Annotated in this window: 15 protein-coding genes; 1 reads left to right on the forward strand and 14 read right to left on the reverse strand. The window is 70.9% G+C overall.

Annotated elements, in window-relative coordinates; all coding sequences use genetic code 11:
* Positions 1 to 116 precede the first annotated feature (116 nt).
* The 14 genes from aroB to ACFYOJ_RS09725 form a co-directional block, all read right to left on the reverse strand.
* Positions 117 to 1208, reverse strand: coding sequence for a 3-dehydroquinate synthase (aroB, locus tag ACFYOJ_RS09660; RefSeq protein ID WP_356554039.1), 1092 nt, complete (start codon positions 1206 to 1208; stop codon positions 117 to 119).
* Positions 1205 to 1720 (reverse strand): shikimate kinase, encoded by a 516-nt coding sequence (locus ACFYOJ_RS09665; protein ID WP_356554037.1) that lies wholly within the window; start codon positions 1718 to 1720, stop codon positions 1205 to 1207. The genes aroB and ACFYOJ_RS09665 overlap by 4 nt, the downstream gene beginning before the upstream one ends.
* Entirely contained in the window at positions 1717 to 2901 is a 1185-nt protein-coding gene (aroC, locus tag ACFYOJ_RS09670; RefSeq protein ID WP_356554035.1) for a chorismate synthase, read from the reverse strand. Before aroC ends, ACFYOJ_RS09665 begins: the two co-directional genes overlap by 4 nt.
* A 205-nt stretch (positions 2902 to 3106) precedes the next feature.
* A complete protein-coding gene (locus ACFYOJ_RS09675; protein WP_356554033.1) occupies positions 3107 to 3946 on the reverse strand; it encodes a shikimate dehydrogenase in 840 nt (279 codons plus the stop codon).
* The gene (mltG, locus tag ACFYOJ_RS09680) at positions 3927 to 5738 is read right to left on the reverse strand and encodes an endolytic transglycosylase MltG (protein WP_356554032.1); all 1812 of its coding nucleotides are present in this window, start codon (positions 5736 to 5738) and stop codon (positions 3927 to 3929) included. Before mltG ends, ACFYOJ_RS09675 begins: the two co-directional genes overlap by 20 nt.
* A 126-nt stretch (positions 5739 to 5864) precedes the next feature.
* A complete protein-coding gene (gene ruvX / locus ACFYOJ_RS09685; RefSeq protein ID WP_356554030.1) occupies positions 5865 to 6329 on the reverse strand; it encodes a Holliday junction resolvase RuvX in 465 nt (154 codons plus the stop codon).
* A gap of 8 nt (positions 6330 to 6337) precedes the next feature.
* Positions 6338 to 9010: an alanine--tRNA ligase gene (gene alaS, locus ACFYOJ_RS09690; protein WP_356554028.1), complete on the reverse strand. Its 2673-nt coding sequence runs from the start codon at positions 9008 to 9010 to the stop codon at positions 6338 to 6340.
* Entirely contained in the window at positions 9010 to 9372 is a 363-nt protein-coding gene (locus ACFYOJ_RS09695) for a hypothetical protein (RefSeq protein ID WP_356554027.1), read from the reverse strand. Before ACFYOJ_RS09695 ends, alaS begins: the two co-directional genes overlap by 1 nt.
* Before the next feature lie 7 nt (positions 9373 to 9379).
* Positions 9380 to 9814, reverse strand: a complete 435-nt coding sequence (locus tag ACFYOJ_RS09700) for a DUF948 domain-containing protein (protein WP_356554026.1) — start codon at positions 9812 to 9814, stop codon at positions 9380 to 9382.
* 232 nt (positions 9815 to 10046) lie between these two features.
* The gene (rpsD, locus tag ACFYOJ_RS09705) at positions 10047 to 10661 is read right to left on the reverse strand and encodes a 30S ribosomal protein S4 (RefSeq protein WP_356554025.1); all 615 of its coding nucleotides are present in this window, start codon (positions 10659 to 10661) and stop codon (positions 10047 to 10049) included.
* A 293-nt stretch (positions 10662 to 10954) separates the two neighbouring features.
* Positions 10955 to 12310, reverse strand: a complete 1356-nt coding sequence (locus ACFYOJ_RS09710; RefSeq protein WP_356554023.1) for a replication-associated recombination protein A — start codon at positions 12308 to 12310, stop codon at positions 10955 to 10957.
* Between the two features lie 54 nt (positions 12311 to 12364).
* A complete protein-coding gene (locus tag ACFYOJ_RS09715; protein ID WP_356554021.1) occupies positions 12365 to 13027 on the reverse strand; it encodes a vitamin K epoxide reductase family protein in 663 nt (220 codons plus the stop codon).
* A gap of 189 nt (positions 13028 to 13216) precedes the next feature.
* Complete coding sequence (gene hisS / locus ACFYOJ_RS09720) at positions 13217 to 14479, reverse strand: histidine--tRNA ligase (RefSeq protein ID WP_356554020.1); 1263 nt, start codon at positions 14477 to 14479, stop codon at positions 13217 to 13219.
* 13 nt (positions 14480 to 14492) lie between these two features.
* Entirely contained in the window at positions 14493 to 15200 is a 708-nt protein-coding gene (locus tag ACFYOJ_RS09725; protein WP_356554018.1) for an MBL fold metallo-hydrolase, read from the reverse strand.
* A 181-nt stretch (positions 15201 to 15381) separates the two neighbouring features.
* On the opposite strand from ACFYOJ_RS09725, the gene ACFYOJ_RS09730 reads away from it, so the two are divergent.
* Positions 15382 to 16230, forward strand: a complete 849-nt coding sequence (locus ACFYOJ_RS09730; RefSeq protein ID WP_356554016.1) for a peptidylprolyl isomerase — start codon at positions 15382 to 15384, stop codon at positions 16228 to 16230.
* The last annotated feature ends 81 nt before the right edge of the window (positions 16231 to 16311 follow it).

Here is a 16311-nt window from a genome sequence, read left to right on the forward strand (position 1 = left end):
GCGGGCCCGCGTGCTACTGAACGGTACCGCCCCCGGGTGTCCTTCGGTGAACGGCCGGGGGCGGTCCGAAGTGCCCGGCCCGCAGGGCGAATCGGGCGAAAGGAGCGCCGGGTGGCCTACTCGCCCACCTCGCCGTAGGCGGCGAGGAGGACTGCCGGGTCGGGGCCCTCCAGGACGGTGGGCCTGGCCAGGCCGTCCAGGACGATGAAGCGCAGCATGTCGCCGCGGGACTTCTTGTCGACCTTCATGTTCTCGACCAGCTTGGGCCACTGGTCGTAGCGGTAGTGCAGCGGCAGGCCGACCGCTTCGAGGACGGTGCGGTGGCGGTCGGCGGTGGCGTCGTCCAGGCGGCCGGCGAGGCGTCCCAGTTCGGCGGCGAAGTGCATGCCGACGGAGACGGCGGCGCCGTGGCGCCACTTGTAGCGCTCGTTCTTCTCGATGGCGTGGCCGAGGGTGTGGCCGTAGTTGAGGATCTCCCTCAGGCCCGCCTCCTTGAGGTCGGAGGAGACGACCTCCGCCTTGACCTTGATGGAGCGCACGATCAGCTCGGCGGTGTGCGGCCCGGCCGGGGTGCGCGCGGCCTGCGGGTCGGACTCGATCAGGTCGAGGATCACCGGGTCGGCGATGAAGCCGGCCTTGATGACCTCGGCGAGACCGGAGACGTAGTCGTTGACCGGGAGCGAGTCCAGGGCGGCGAGGTCGCACAGGACGCCGGCGGGCGGGTGGAAGGAGCCGACGAGGTTCTTGCCCTCGGCGGTGTTGATGCCGGTCTTGCCGCCGACGGCCGCGTCGACCATGGCGAGCACGGTGGTCGGGACGGCGATCCAGCGCACGCCGCGCAGCCAGGTCGCGGCCACGAAGCCGGCGAGGTCGGTGGTGGCGCCGCCGCCGACACCGACGACGACGTCGGTGCGGGTGAAGCCTGACTGGCCGAGCGCCTTCCAGCAGTAGGCGGCGACCTCGGCGGTCTTGGCCTCCTCGGCGTTGGGCACCTGGATGGCGATCGCTTCGTAGCCCTGCTCGGCGAGGTCGGCGCGCAGCGCGTCGCCGGTCTCGGCGAGGGCCTCGGGGTGGATCACCGCGACCCGCTTGGCCTTGGCGCCGATCAGGCCGCCGAGCTCGCCCAGGAGCTGACGGCCCACCAGGACCTCGTAGGGGTCGGATCCCGCGGTGCCGCCGACCTGGATCCGGGTGACTGCCTCGCTCATGCTTCCTTCAACTCCAGTGCGTCCAGGACGGTCCGGGTGACTTCCTCCGGGGACCGTCCGTCGGTCGCCACGACGACCGTGGCGACCTCCTCGTAGAGATGGCGGCGGGCCTCCATCAGCTCGCGCCACTGCTTGCGCGGGTTGACCGCGAGCAGGGGGCGCGCGACGTTCAGGCCGGTGCGCCTGACCGCTTCCTCGACGTCCATCGACAGGTAGACGACGCGCTGCCCGGCGAGCAGGCCGCGGGTGTCCTCGTCGAGGACCGCGCCGCCGCCGAGGGCGAGGACGCCGTCGTGCTCGGCGAGGGCCGTGCGCACGGCCTGCTTCTCCAGGGCGCGGAAGGCCGGTTCGCCGTCGTCCACGAAGATCTCGGCGATGGTCCGTCCCTGGGCGGAGACGATGTCCTCGTCCGTGTCCCGGTAGGCGGTGCCGAGACGCTCGGCCAGCAGCTTCCCGACGGTGGACTTGCCGACGCCCATCGGTCCGACCAGGACGATCAGCGGGGTGCTCATCGGATGGCCAGGTTGTCGAGGTAGGAGGTGACGTTGCGGCGGGTCTCGGTGACGCTGTCGCCGCCGAACTTCTCCGCCACGGCGTCCGCGAGGACGAGGGCGACCATCGCCTCGGCGACGATGCCGGCCGCCGGGACCGCGGAGACGTCGGAGCGCTGGTGGTGGGCCTGCGCTGCCTCGCCGGTGGTGACGTCCACGGTCTTCAGGGCGCGCGGCACGGTCGCGATCGGCTTCATCGCGGCGCGGACCCGCAGCAGCTCGCCGGTGGACAGGCCGCCCTCGGTGCCGCCGGCGCGGCCGGAGACGCGGCGGATGCCCTCGGGCGTGGCCACGATCTCGTCGTGCGCCTTGGAGCCGGGCACCCGGGCCAGCTCGAAGCCGTCGCCGATCTCGACGCCCTTGATCGCCTGGATGCCCATCAGGGCACCGGCGAGGCGGGCGTCCAGCTTGCGGTCCCAGTGCACGTGCGAGCCGAGGCCGACCGGGACACCGTACGCCAGCACCTCGACGACGCCGCCGAGCGTGTCGCCGTCCTTGTGGGCCTGGTCGACCTCCGCGACCATCGCCTTGGAGGTGTCCGCGTCCAGACAGCGCAGCGGGTCGGCGTCCAGCTTCTCGACGTCCGCCGGGGTGGGGTACACACCCTGCGGGGCCTTCACGGAGCACAGTTCGGTGACGTGGCTGACGATCTCGATGCCGGCCGTCTCCTTCAGGTACGACCGGGCCACGGCGCCGAGGGCGACGCGGGCGGCCGTCTCCCGGGCGGAGGCGCGCTCCAGGACGGGCCGGGCCTCGTCGAAGCCGTACTTCTGCATGCCCGCGAGGTCGGCGTGGCCGGGGCGGGGACGGGTCAGCGGGGCGTTGCGGGCCAGACCGGCCAGCACCTCGGGGTCGACCGGGTCGGCCGCCATGACCTGCTCCCACTTGGGCCACTCGGTGTTGCCCACCATGATCGCGACCGGGGAGCCCAGGGTGAGGCCGTGCCGCACGCCGCCGAGGAAGGTGACCTCGTCGCGCTCGAACTTCATCCGCGCGCCGCGACCGTAGCCCAGCCGCCGCCTCGCCAGGTGGTCCGCCACCATGTCGGTGGTGATCGGCACGCCGGCGGGCAGACCCTCCAGCGTCGCGACGAGTGCGGGACCGTGGGACTCCCCCGCGGTCAGCCAGCGCAACCTGCTCAACGGTGCTCCTCAGTGCTCGCGCCCCGGTTGTGTCCGCGTACGCGTCTGCTCCGCGTACGGCGGCGGCGTGACCGGGTGCGCGGGCCCCGGTCCGCCACCTCCGATCCTCCCACGTCCGGCCGTCCGGCCCGGTCGCCGGTCCATCTGGCGGACGCGCGGCCGGACGGAGCGGGTGCCCCGGTCCTCCTGAGGAACCGGACGGACCCTAGCGGTCCGCGAGGGCGCGCTCGCCCGCCTTCCGCATGGCGGCCAGCGGGGCGGGGGCACGGCCCGTCATCCGCTCGACCTGGAGCACCGCCTGGTGCAGCAGCAGGTCGAGGCCGCTGACGACGGCACCGCCGTACGCCGACCAGCGGGCGGCGAGCGCGGTCGGCCAGGGGTCGTAGAGCACGTCGAAGAGGGTCCCGGGCATCTCGGGCACCGCGGAGGCCAGCGCGTCGGTGGTGCCCGCGGGCGTGGTGGCCACGACCAGCGGAGCGTGCAGCGCCTGCTCGGCGTGTGCCCAGTCGGCGATGCGCACGTCGACGTCCAGCCGCTCGGCCCAGCCCCGCATCTCGGCGGCGCGCGCCTCGCTGCGGACGTACACGGTGACCTCGCCGGTGCAGACCCGGGCGAGAGCGGCCAGCGCGGAGGACGCGGTGGCGCCGGCGCCGAGGACGGCGGCGGTCTCGGCCTTCTCGATGCCGTGCTCGCGCAGGGCGGCGACCATGCCGGGGATGTCGGTGTTGTCGCCGGTCCTGCGGCCGTCCTCGGTGAACACGACGGTGTTCACCGCGTCCACCGAGGCGGCGGTCTCGCTGATGCCGTCCAGCAGCGGGATCACCGCCCGCTTGAGCGGCATGGTCAGCGACAGCCCGGCCCATTCGGGGCCGAGCTGCTCGAGGAAGCCCGGCAGCGCCGCCTCGTCGACGTCGAAGCGGTCGTACGTCCAGCCCGCCAGGCCCAGCTCCGCGTAGGCGGTGCGGTGCAGCACCGGGGAGAGGGAGTGGGCGATCGGCGAACCGAGAACGGCGGCCCGCCGGCGGTCAGTTGCGGGAGCTGGCATCGAACTTTTCCTTCAGCTTCAGGAACTCGTCGTGCGTCTTGGCGAACTCGGTGTTGCTCACGCCGTCGGTGGCCACGAAGTACATCCAGCCGTCGTCCGTGGGATCCAGCGCCGCCTGCAGGGCCTCTTCGCCGGGGTTGCCGATGGGGCCGGGCGGCAGGCCCCGGTTGGTGTAGGTGTTGTACGGGTCCATGTTGGTGTTGATCTCGGACTCGCTGATGTGGATCTTGCTCTGGCCCATGAGGTAGTTGAACGACGAGTCGAACTGGAGCTTCTGGTTCGTCTCGGTGTTGGTGGTCTTGAGCCGGTTGTAGATGACCTCGGACATCTTGCGGAAGTCGTCGTGGGTCTTGCCCTCGGCCTGCAGCAGGCTCGCCACGGTGAGCAACTGCCACGGACCCTCGAGGCCGAGCCCCTGCGCCTTCTGCTCGAGCCCGATCCTCTCGTACTGCTCGTTCGCCCGGGCCACCATCTGCCTCAGGACGTCCTCGGGCTTCTGCCCCTTGGCCGCCGGGTAGCTGGACGGGTACAGGAACCCTTCCAGCGGGTCCTTCACGTTCTTGTGGTTCATCGCCCACTGGGGCAGACCGAGGCTCTTCCACTCGCTCTTGGCGACCTTGGCGGTGGTGCCCGCGGAGACTCCGAGCTGCTTGTCGATCATCTTGTAGACGTCGACGTTGCGCTTGCCCTCGGCGATGATCAGGTTGCTGCGGCTCTTGGGGCTGAGCAGGAGTTCGACCGCGGCCTTGGCCGACATCTCCTTCTGCAGCGTGTAGACGCCGTCCTGGATGCTCTTGCCGTTCGGGGCGCTCTGCTGGGCGGCGATGAAGGCGTCGACGCTCTTCACGACGCCCTTGCGCTTGAGCTCCTGGCCGATGGCCGAGCCGCCCGCGCCCTTGGGGATGGTGACGACCACCTGCTCGCCGTTGCCGTCGCCCGCGAAGTCCGGGGCCGCGCCGAAACGATTTTGGTAGAACTGGTAGCCGAAATACCCGACGCCGGCCACACCGCCGCCCAGGACCAGGCAGACCACCAGGCAGGCGCATCCGTTGCGGCGTTTCTTCGCTCCCGCGCCACGGCCCCTGCGGTCGCCGCGCCGGCGGTCCGCGTCCTTCGCGTGGTCCTCGGTGCCCCCGTCGGCGAAGAAGGCGTGCTCGTCCTCGTCGGGACCGGGATCCCCGTCGGTGCGCTGCGGCCCGGGTTCGGCGCGTCGGCGGCCGGGCGGCTCCGGCGGCGAGTACGCCTGGGGGGTGCCGTAGAAGTCGGGCTGCTCCTCGTCGTACGTGGCGCTCTGCTGGCCGTAGGGGTCCGACGGGTCGACGGGGTACTGCACGGGGGGATGTGCGCCGCTCCCCCACTCGCCGTCGTCGCCCTGGCCCTGCTGGGGCTGCGCCTGGGCCGCGTACTGCTGGTCGTACCGGGGGTCGTGCTGCTGCGGATCGTACGGCCGGCCGTACTGGTCGTACTGCGGCTGCTGGCCGTACTGCTCCTGCCCCTGCTGCTGACCGTACTGGTCGTACCGGGGATCGGTGTGCTGCTGACCGTACTGGTCGTACTGGGGCTGCTGGCCGTACTGGTCGTACTGCTGCCCGTACTGCTGCTGGGCGTAGGCGGCCTGGCCGCCGTCGCCCCAGTCGCCGTACTGCTGCTGCGGCTGCTCCGGATGCGGACGGCCGTCGTGGGGGGACTGCCGGCCCGTGTGGGCCTGCTGGCCACCCCATCCGCCGTCCCCGGACAACGGGTCCTCCGGATGCCACGGTTCGGAGCCTGGACCCCGGCCATACTCAGTCATCGATCCCCTAGAGCCGCGAGGCGGCGGTCCGCGCGGCCTGTCATGGGGGCCGGCTCCGGTTCCGCCTCTTGCTGTGCGGGGCTGTTCGAATGCCGCCGCATCGCGCGGAACGTTACCGTATCGCGATCAGATGACCACTTCGACGCCCTCACCGGGTGCTTCGCCTGACACCCGTTCGGATTCCAGCGCCTGCTGAAGGATGATCACAGCGGCGGCCTGGTCGATGACCGACCGGCCCTTCTTGGACTTCACACCCGAGGCGCGCAGCCCCTGACTCGCCGTCACGGTCGTCATCCGCTCGTCGACCAGCCGCACGGGGACGGGTGCGATGCCCTTGGCCAGTTCCTGGGAGAAGCCCCTGACCTTGGCCGCGGCCGGTCCCTCGCCCCCCTTGAGGGAGCGGGGGAGGCCGACGACGACCTCGATCGGCTCGTACTCCTCGACCAGTTGCCGCAGGCGGCGGTGGGCCGCCGGGACATCGCGTCCGGGAACGGTCTCCACCGGGGTGGCGAGGATCCCGTCGGGGTCGCACGAGGCGACCCCGATCCGGGCGTCACCGACGTCGATCGCCAGTCGTCGGCCTCTGCGCATGACCGGACCTACTTCGCCGTCTCGGCGACGAGGCGCTCCACGGCGTCCACGGCGTCGCCGATGGCGGCCGCGTTCTGGCCGCCGCCCTGGGCGACGTCCGGCTTGCCGCCGCCACCGCCGCCGAGGGTCTTGGCGGCGGTGCGCACCAGGTCACCGGCCTTGAGACCGCGCTCGCGGGCGGCCTCGTTGGTGGCGATGACGGTGAGCGGCTTGCCGTTGGCAGTGGTGAACAGGGCGACCACGGCGGCCCGGCCGCCCTGGATGCGGCCGCGTACGTCGAGGACCAGCTTGCGCAGGTCGTCGGCGGTGGTGCCGTCCGGGACCTGCCCGGTCACCAGGGCGACGCCGTGCACGTCCTTGGCGGAGTCGGCGAGCGAGCCGGCGGCCTGCAGGACCTTCTCGGCGCGGAACCTCTCGATCTCCTTCTCGGCTTCCTTGAGCTTGCCGAGCATGGCGGAGACCTTCTCCGGGAGCTCCTCCGGGCGGCCCTTGATCAGCTCCTGGAGCTGGGCGACGACCGTGTGCTCACGGGCGAGGAAGTTGTAGGCGTCCACGCCGACCAGGGCCTCGATGCGGCGCACGCCGGAGCCGATGGAGGACTCGCCGAGCAGCTTGACCAGGCCGAGCTGGGCGGTGTTGTGCACGTGGGTGCCGCCGCACAGCTCCTTGGAGAAGTCGCCGATGGTCACGACGCGGACGCGCTCGCCGTACTTCTCGCCGAACTCGGCGATGGCGCCCTGCTTCCTGGCCTCGTCGATGCCCATGATGTCGGCGCGGACGTCCAGGTCACGGGCGAGCACCTCGTTGATCTTCTGCTCGACATCGGTCATCACGGCCGTCGGCACGGCGGACGGCGAGCCGAAGTCGAAGCGGAAGCGTCCGGGCTGGTTCTCGGAGCCGGCCTGGGCGGCCGTCGGGCCGAGGGCGTCGCGCAGGGCCTGGTGGGTGAGGTGGGTGGCCGAGTGGGCGCGGGCGATGGCCTTGCGGCGCCGGTCGTCGATGGCGGCGTGGGCCTTGGCGCCGACGGTGATCTCGCCGACCTGGACGACGCCCTTGTGGACGTAGACGCCCGGGACCGGCTTCTGGCAGTCGCGGACCTCGATGACGGCGCCGGAGTCGGCCTTGATCCTGCCGGTGTCGCCGATCTGGCCGCCGCCCTCGGCGTAGAACGGGGTGCGGTCGAGGACGATCTCGACCTCGTCGCCCTCGGTGGCGGCCGGGGAGGAGACGCCGTCGACGAGGATGCCGACGATCGTGGACTCGCCCTCGGTGTCGGTGTAGCCGATGAAGTCGGTGGCACCGGCGCGGTCGGCGATCTCCCGGTAGGCGCCGAGGTCGGCGTGGCCGGTCTTCTTGGACTGGGCGTCGGCCTTGGCGCGCTCCCGCTGTTCCTTCATCAGGCGCCGGAAGCCGTCCTCGTCCACGGCGAGACCCTGTTCGGCGGCCATCTCCAGGGTGAGGTCGATCGGGAAGCCCCAGGTGTCGTGGAGCAGGAAGGCCTTGTCGCCGGAGAGGACCGTGCCGCCGGCGGCCTTGGTCTCGCTGACGGCGGTGTCGAGGATGTTGGTGCCGGCCTTCAGCGTCTTGAGGAAGGCGTTCTCCTCGGCGACGGCGACCTTCTCGATGCGCTCGCGGTCGGTGATCAGCTCGGGGTACTGCTGCCCCATCATGCCGATCACGACGTCGATCAGGTCCTTGACGACCGGACCGGTGGCGCCGAGCAGGCGCATGTTGCGGATGGCGCGGCGCATGATGCGGCGCAGCACGTAGCCGCGGCCCTCGTTGCCGGGGGTGACGCCGTCGCCGATGAGCATCACGGAGGTGCGCATGTGGTCGGTGACCACGCGCAGGGAGACGTCCGAGGCCTGGGCGTCGCCGTAGGCCACGCCGGTCAGCTCGGTGGCCTTGTCGATGACGGCCATGGAGGTGTCGATCTCGTACATGTTCTGCACGCCCTGCAGAATCATGGCGAGGCGTTCCAGGCCGAGGCCGGTGTCGATGTTCTTGCTCGGCAGGTCCCCGAGGATCTCGAAGTCCTCCTTGCCTGTGCCCTCGCCCCGCTCGTACTGCATGAAGACGAGGTTCCAGATCTCCACGTACCGCTCGTCGTTGACGGCGGGGCCGCCCTCGGCGCCGAACTCGGGGCCGCGGTCGTAGTTGATCTCGGAGCAGGGGCCGCAGGGGCCGGGGACGCCCATGGACCAGTAGTTGTCCTTCTTGCCGAGGCGCTGGATGCGCTCGGACGGGACGCCCACGACGTCGTGCCAGATGCGCTCGGCCTCGTCGTCGTCCTTGTAGACGGTGATCCACAGACGCTCGGGGTCGAGGCCGTAACCGCCCTTGTCCTGGGGGGTGGTGAGCAGCTCCCAGGCGAGCTTGATGGCGCCTTCCTTGAAGTAGTCCCCGAAGGAGAAGTTGCCGCACATCTGGAAGAAGGTGCCGTGCCGGGTGGTCTTGCCGACCTCCTCGATGTCCGGCGTGCGCACGCACTTCTGCACGCTGGTGGCGCGGTCGAAGGGCGGCTTGACCTCACCCAGGAAGTAGGGCTTGAAGGGCACCATGCCCGCGGGCACGAGGAGCAGAGTCGGGTCGTCCGCGATGAGCGACGCCGAAGGGACGACGGTGTGACCGCGCTCCTCGAAGAAGCTCAGCCAGCGGCGGCGGATCTCGGCCGACTCCATCAGTGGTCCTCATTCCGGTTGTACGGGTACGTCGTCCTGTCGATGCGCGACAGGGCGGGCTTGGGGTCGTTGCGGTTCTCGATGGCGGTGTACCGCACGGGCGCGGGCAGTTCACGGTCGACGGGGGCGTTCAGCCCGAGCGCGTCGTCCAGTTCGGCCTCCCGCCGGGCCATGTTCTCGCGGACGTCGAGGGCGAAGCCCACCGCGCGGTCCTTGAGCCGGGTGCCCGCCTCGATCGCCTTGTCGGCCGCGGTCGCGGCGAGGCTGTCGGGGGTCAGCTGCCTGAGCTTGCGGTTGACCTTGGTGGTGGCCCAGACACCGGCGGCCATGCCGGTGCCGAACCAGAACGTACGGCGGAACATCCCTGGATCAGTCCTTCTTCCGCTTGGCCCGCCGCGCGTCCGGGATCGTACGGCCGACGATCACCGTGCGCCGCGGCTCCCTGGCCGGCTGGTCCTCCTTGCGGCCGCCGAGTGCCCGGCGCACGCCGTAGCCGAACGCCGCGACCTTGACCAGGGGGCCGCCGAAGGTGGAGGCCACGGTGGTCGACAGCGCCGAGGCGTTCGACGTGACCTCCTGGACGTCGGAGGCGATCGCGTCGACCCGGTCGAGCTGGGTCTGCGCGGAGCGCACCGCCGAGGAGGCGTCGGCCAGCAGCGGGACGGCCTGGTCGGTCACGTCCGCCACCAGCTTGGTGGTCGCCCTGAGCGTCTGGGCCAGTCTCGCCAGTGCGACGGCGAGGAAGGAGACCAGGATCGCCCAGAAGACGGCCACCAGGATTCCGGCCACCTCACCACCGGACACTGCGCACCCGCTCCCTGAAACGTGCCTGAACATCGAGAACATCGAAAAAGTCGTGCACCGAGCCTATCGCGCCGGACGCGGGGCTCCGTACCGGATTACCGTCCGCGCGCAGGGCGGGGCGGGGGCGGGAGGCGGCGGGCGTGCACAGCGCGAAGCCCGCCGCCCCGCCCGCCCTGAGGGGCGGGAGGGACGGCGGGCCGAGGTACCGCGGAGGTACTGACGTCCGGCTGGATCAGCGGGCGTAGTACTCGACGACGAGCTGCTCGTCGCAGATCACCGGGATCTCCTTGCGGTTCGGCTCGCGGTCCAGGCGGAACGCCAGGGCCTTGAGGTTCACCTGGAGGTAGCGCGGGATCTCGCCGTCGGGGGCGAAGCCGCCCTCGCGGGCGATCGTGAAGAGCGTCTTGTCCTTGGAGCGCTCGCGCACCTGCACGACGTCGTCCGGACGGACACGGAAGGACGGCTTGTCGACCTTCTGGCCGTTGACCTGGATGTGGCCGTGGACGACCATCTGGCGGGCCTGGTAGATCGTGCGGGCGATGCCCGAACGCAGGACCAGCGCGTCGAGACGGCGCTCGAGCTCGATGACCAGGGCCTCGCCGGTCTTCATGTTGGTCTTGGAGGCGCGCTCGTAGGCACGGACGAGCTGACGCTCGCTGAGGTCGTACTGCGCGCGCAGACGCTGCTTCTCGAGCAGACGGACCTTGTAGTCCGAGTTCTGCTTGCGGCCGCGGCCGTGCTCACCCGGCGGGTAGGGGCGGGCCTCGAAGTACTTGACGGCCTTCGGCGTCAGCGCGATGCCGAGGGCACGCGACTTCTTGACCTTGGGGCGGGACTGGTTCGCCACTGTCTGTGTCTCTTTTCTGAGTCTCCGGCTTGTCAGGGTTGAGGGAGGTCGCATCCGCAGCCGGGGAAACCCGCCGGTCCCATGGGACCTGCCGGGCAGCCGCTCCCCTGGTCTGGGCACATACGTGCAGCACGCGAGTGGCCCACCGACCGGTCCCGGAACTCCGGGTGGTGGTGGGCGGCCCGCGACACCGTTCGACGGTGCGCGACGCTCCTGGAACCCCGAGGGGTTCCGGCTGGTTGTCCCGTTCTGACTGCACGGAACTCAGCGCTTCGGGCGATTCTACAGGCTGCTCAGGGCCGCTTGCGACCGAGGTGCTCCCGGGTCCACTCCACCGCGTCCGCGTACCGGGCCTCGGCTCCGTGCCGGGTCGGGGTGTAGTAGGTGCGGTCCTTCAGCTCGTCCGGGGCGTACTGCTGGGCGGCGATGCCCTCGGGCAGGTCGTGCGGGTAGACGTAGCCCTGTCCGTGTCCGAGCTTGCCCGCGCCCTTGTAGTGGCTGTCGCGCAGGTGGGCCGGTACGGGACCGGCGTGCCCCTTGCGCACGTCCTCCAGGGCGGCGCCGATGGCGGTGGTGGCGGCGTTGGACTTGGGGGCGAGGGCCAGGGCGATGGTGGCGTGGCTGAGGGTGAGGGCGGCCTCGGGGAAGCCGATCATGGCGACGGCCTGGGCGGCGGCGACGGCGACGGGCAGCGCGTTCGGGTCGGCGAGGCCGATGTCCTCGCTGGCGGAGATCATCAGGCGGCGGGCGATGAAGCGGGGGTCCTCGCCGGCCTCGATCATGCGGGCCAGGTAGTGCAGGGCGGCGTCGACGTCGGAGCCGCGGATCGACTTGATCAGGGCGCTGGCGACGTCGTAGTGCTGGTCGCCGTCACGGTCGTACTTCACCGCGGCCCGGTCGACCGTCTCCTCCAGCGTGGTCAGGGCGATCTCGCCCTCGCCCTTGTCGAGCGCGGCCCCCGCGGCGGCCTCCAGGGAGGTCAGCGCGCGGCGGGCGTCGCCGCCGGCGATGCGCAGCAGGTGGTCCTCGGTGTCCTCGGGGAGGGTGACGGCGCCCCTGAGCCCCCGCTCGTCGGTGAGGGCGCGGCGGAGCAGGCCCCGGACGTCGTCGTCGGTGAGGGGTTCGAGGGTGAGCAGGAGGGAGCGGGAGAGGAGGGGCGAGATCACCGAGAAGTACGGGTTCTCGGTGGTGGCGGCGATGAGGGTGACCCAGCGGTTCTCGACGGCCGGGAGGAGGGAGTCCTGCTGGGCCTTGCTGAAGCGGTGGATCTCGTCGAGGAAGAGGACGGTCTCCTTGCCGTACCCGCCGACGGCGCGGCGGGCGCCGTCGATGACCGCGCGGACCTCCTTGACGCCCGCGGTGATCGCGGACAGCTCCACGAAGCGCTTGTCGGTGGCCTTGGAGACGACGTACGCGAGGGTCGTCTTGCCGGTGCCGGGCGGGCCCCACAGGATCACGGAGGAGGGGCCGGCGGGGCCGGACGCGCCCTCGCCGACCAGTCTGCGCAGCGGCGATCCGGGCTTGAGCAGGTGCCGCTGGCCGACCACCTCGTCGAGGGTGCGCGGGCGCATCCGCACGGCGAGGGGGCTGCCGGACGGATCCTTCTCCTGGCGTTCTTCTGCTGCGGCGGTGAACAGGTCGGGCTCCACGCGAGAACCCTAAAGCACCGCACCGACAACGCCGCCGGCCCGGTGGGCGGCCGGTCAGCTGGTCCAGAAGTCCCACCAGCGGGTCAGGATCAGCATGCCGATGATGCCGATGTGCAGCACCGGCATGACCCAGGTGAACTCGCCGAAGAAGCTCTTGAGCCAGCCGGGGGCGGGCAGGAAGCCCTTGCGGACGTTGAAGGAGGTCACGTACCAGAACATGAGGATCGTGGCGACCCAGGCCAGGCAGCACCACAGGCACAGGGCGTTGATCCGGTACAGGGACTGGAACATCAGCCAGGCGCAGAAGCCGACGCCGAAGAGGGTGCCGGCGTTGAAGGTGAGCCAGTACCAGCGCGGGAAGCGGGCCCCGGCGAGCAGGCTCATGCCGACGCAGATCACGATGCCGTAGGTGGCCAGGCCCAGCATCGGGTTGGGGAAGCCGAAGACGGCGGCCTGGTCGCTCTCCATGACGCTGCCGCAGGAGACGACCGGGTTCAGGCTGCAGCCGGGCGTGAACGTCGTTCCCGCGACCTTGGCCTCGAGGAGCTTGAACTTGTCGAGGGTGATGACCCACGCGGCGAGCACCCCGGCGGCGCCCGTGATCACCAGCAGCAGGGCGAGGGCGCGGCCGGCGCCCTCCGCGCGCGGGGCTCCGGAGGCGGGTTCCGGCGCGGGCTCTGCCACGGTGGAGACGTCCTTCACTGTCGTCTTGCTCATCACGCCGATTCCGTCACTTGAGTCGGGCCTGCTTCGGGCAGGGGCCATTGTGCCGCACGGAGCCGTACGACCACCGTTCGATGAACATAAGAACGTACCGGCGGTCGCTCTGGGGCGTGATGTTCCGGCCGATGTCCGTTCGCCGGGGGCACATGTGAACGATCGCCTGTGCCCCCGGGCGTACGGAGGTCAGCCGAGCCGGGACTCCAGTTCCGCGACGATCTCGTTGACGCCGATCGCCGTCTGCTCGCCGGACTCCATGTCCTTGAGCTGGACGACGCCCTCGGCGAGGTCGCGCTCGCCGAGGACCAGGGCATAGCGGGCGCCGGAGCGGTTGGCGGCCTTCATCGCGGCCTTCAGGCCCTTGCCGCCGTAGGAGAAGTCGGCGGCGACACCGTTCTTGCGCAGCTCGGTGACCTTGGCGAACAGGATCCGGCGGGCCTCCTCGCCGAGCGGGACGGCGAAGACGGAGGTGGCGGCGGGGATGTCCAGTTCGATGCCCTCCGCCTCCAGGGCGAGGACGGTGCGGTCGACGCCGAGGGCCCAGCCGACGGAGGGCAGGGCGGGGCCGCCGATCATCTCGGACAGGCCGTCGTAGCGGCCGCCGCCGCCCACCGCGGACTGGGAGCCGAGTCCGTCGTGGACGAACTCGAAGGTGGTGCGGGTGTAGTAGTCCAGGCCGCGCACCAGCTTGGGGTCGTCCTCGAAGACCACACCGGCCGCCGTGATCAGCTCGCGGACCTCCTCGTGGTACGCCTTGCAGGCGTCGCACAGGTAGTCGCGCAGCAGCGGGGCGTCGGTGAGCTGCTTCTGCACGTCGGGGCGCTTGTCGTCCAGGACGCGCAGCGGGTTGATCTCGGCGCGGCGCAGCGTCTCCTCGTCCAGGTCCAGGCCGCGCAGGAAGTCCTGCAGGGCGGCCCGGTAGACGGGGCGGCACTCCTTGTCGCCCAGGGAGTTGAGCAGGATGCGGAAGTTCCGCAGGCCGAGCGCGCGGTACGACTGGTCGGCCAGGATGATCAGTTCGGCGTCCAGCGCCGGGTCCTCGGCCCCGATCGCCTCGGCGCCGACCTGGGAGAAGTGGCGGTAACGCCCCTTCTGCGGACGCTCGTAGCGGTACTGGGAGCCCGAGTACCAGACCTTCACCGGCAGGTTGCCCGCCTTGTGCAGGTTGGCCTCCAGGACGGCGCGCAGCACGGGCGCGGTGGTCTCCGGGCGCAGGGCGAGCCGGTCGCCGCCCTTGGTCTCGAAGACGTACATCTCCTTGGTGACGATGTCGGTGGACTCGCCGACGCCGCGCGCGAACAGCTCGACGTTCTCGAAGCCGGGCGTCTCGATGTAGCCGTAGCCGGAGTTGCGCAGCGGGGCGGCGATCGCCTCGCGGACCGCCAGGAACTTCGCGGAATCGGGCGGCAGCAGGTCGTACGTGCCCTTGGGGGCCTTGAAGGTGCTCACGGAAGGTCTCTCGTCACATTCCTCGTCGGGGCGCGTCGAAGGCGCCCTGGCCGTCGGCCACCTGCCGCAGATACGGGTTGGTGGCGCGCTCCTGGCCGATGGTCGTCTGGGGGCCGTGGCCGGACAGCACCACGGTCTGGTCGTCGAGCGGCAGGACCACACGGGCGAGGGACGCCAGCATGTCGTCCATGGAGCCGCCCGGCATGTCCGTGCGTCCGATGGAGCCGGCGAACAGCAGGTCGCCCGAGAAGAGGACCGGCGGGATGTCCGCCGCCTCGGGCAGGCCGAAGGTCACCGACCCCTTGGTATGGCCCGGCGCGTGCGCGACCGTCAGCTCCATGCCCGCCAGTTCCAGCTTCGTGCCGTCGGTCAGTTCCCTGACGTCGTCCGGCTCCCCCACGGTGAGCTCGCCCATGAGGGGCATGCCGAGGGAGCGGCCGATCCCCTTCTCGGGGTCGCTCATCATGTAGCGGTCGTCGGGGTGGATCCAGGCGGGCACGTCGTGCGCGCCGCACACGGGGACGACCGAGGCCACGTGGTCGATGTGGCCGTGGGTGAGGACGACGGCGACGGGCTTGAGCCGATGCTTGGCGAGTGCCTCCTCGACGCCCTGCGCGGCCTGGTGGCCGGGGTCGATGATCACGCACTCCTCACCCGCGGCGGGGGCGACGAGGTAACAGTTCGTCCCCCAGGCCCCGGCGGGGAACCCGGCAATGAGCACGATCGTCCTTCGTTTGTGTCGGTACGGGTGGCTTGCGGGCGGGCTGCGCCCGTGGTCAGAGCCTACCGGCGGTGCCGTTTCCTCAGCGAACCCATATACGGTACGGGGCTACACGCACGCGGTCGGTTCGTCACTCGCACGCGTACCGGTCGGCACACACGACGCATGAGGAGAGAACCCGGTGGTCAGCCAGGAGCAGCGGCGGCGTCAGCTCGCCCGGGAGAAGTTCTTGCGGCAGCAGCAGCGGCGCACCTCCGCGCGCCGCAGGGCGCGCACGCGCAACGCGGCGATCGCCTCGGCTCTCGGGGTCGTCCTGATCGGCAGCGTCGCGCTGTACACGACCGGGGCCGTCGGGGGCGACGACGACGGGACGAACGCGAACGCGGAGGTCACCCCGAGCGCCTCCGCGAGCAGCAAGGCCCCGGACCCGTGCGACAAGCCCGCCGGCGGCAAGGTCAAGACGCAGACCTGGAAGAAGGAACCTGCGATGGCCATCGACAAGTCGGCGAAGTACACGATGAAGCTGTCGACCACCTGCGGTGACATAGACATCGCGCTGAAGGCGTCGGCGGCGCCGCGCACCGTCAACTCGTTCCACTTCCTCGCGGGCAAGGGCTACTTCGACCACACGAAGTGCCACCGGCTGACCGACCAGGGCATCTACGTCCTCCAGTGCGGCGACCCCCAGGGCACGGGGATGGGTGGCCCCGGCTACACGATCCCCGACGAGAACCTGAAGGACAAGAGCCTCCAGGGCAACGTGTACCCGGCGGGCACGGTGGCGATGGCCAACCAGTACAACGCGCAGACGCAGCAGGGGCGGAACTCGGGCGGCAGCCAGTTCTTCCTCGTCTACCAGGACAGTCAGCTGCCGCCGGACTACACGCCGTTCGGCACGGTGTCCGAGGCGGGGATGAAGGTGCTGAAGAAGATCGCGGACGCCGGGGCGCAGCCCATGGACCCGACGACGGGGAACACGGCGCCCAACGCGACGGTCGTGATCAACAAGGCGACGGTCACGGAATCCTGAGCCCCATCTGCGGAATTTCGGTCGCGCGGGATGCGGACAGGCCCCCCGCCGGTCGCCTATGTTGGCCGTGACGAAACTGTG

This window comes from Streptomyces sp. NPDC006384 (genome assembly GCF_042870695.1).
Lineage (GTDB): Bacteria > Actinomycetota > Actinomycetes > Streptomycetales > Streptomycetaceae > Streptomyces.

Bases quoted from the DNA above. Each gene is read 5' to 3' on its own strand.
- aroB (WP_356554039.1), bottom strand. From the start codon at position 1,208: ATGAGCGAGGCAGTCACCCGGATCCAGGTCGGCGGCACCGCGGGATCC.
- ACFYOJ_RS09665 (WP_356554037.1), bottom strand. From the start codon at position 1,720: ATGAGCACCCCGCTGATCGTCCTGGTCGGACCGATGGGCGTCGGCAAG.
- ACFYOJ_RS09675 (WP_356554033.1), bottom strand. From the start codon at position 3,946: ATGCCAGCTCCCGCAACTGACCGCCGGCGGGCCGCCGTTCTCGGTTCG.
- mltG (WP_356554032.1), bottom strand. From the start codon at position 5,738: ATGACTGAGTATGGCCGGGGTCCAGGCTCCGAACCGTGGCATCCGGAG.
- ruvX (WP_356554030.1), bottom strand. From the start codon at position 6,329: ATGCGCAGAGGCCGACGACTGGCGATCGACGTCGGTGACGCCCGGATC.
- alaS (WP_356554028.1), bottom strand. From the start codon at position 9,010: ATGGAGTCGGCCGAGATCCGCCGCCGCTGGCTGAGCTTCTTCGAGGAG.
- ACFYOJ_RS09695 (WP_356554027.1), bottom strand. From the start codon at position 9,372: ATGTTCCGCCGTACGTTCTGGTTCGGCACCGGCATGGCCGCCGGTGTC.
- ACFYOJ_RS09715 (WP_356554021.1), bottom strand. From the start codon at position 13,027: ATGAGCAAGACGACAGTGAAGGACGTCTCCACCGTGGCAGAGCCCGCG.